The sequence below is a fragment of the Brevibacterium sp. genome, assembly GCF_052105255.1.
In the GTDB taxonomy this organism is placed as follows: domain Bacteria; phylum Actinomycetota; class Actinomycetes; order Actinomycetales; family Brevibacteriaceae; genus Brevibacterium; species Brevibacterium linens_B.
Genome location: NZ_JBQDYQ010000037.1, coordinates 1 through 264, shown reverse-complemented (window position 1 = coordinate 264; position 264 = coordinate 1).

Sequence of the window (264 nt, the reverse complement as noted above, 5' to 3'; positions counted from 1 at the left end):
TGCGTCAGCTGGTGTCCGCTGACGTCAGCTGAGGTTTGGATAGGGCAGGGCCTGCGGGCCGACTGTTGAATCCGAACGGCACTGAGGGGCGGGTGAAGAAAGATCTTCACCCGCCCCACAGTTGTTATTGCGGCCGGAGGCTGTGGCTCGCGCCGGCGCGCCGGAGCCAGTCAGCCGCCGGAGGGCTGCCGCCGACTCCCGGCAGCCGAGTTGCCGCTCAGTCGTCGGTGACGGTGATGGTGACGTCGATGTTGCCGCGGGTGG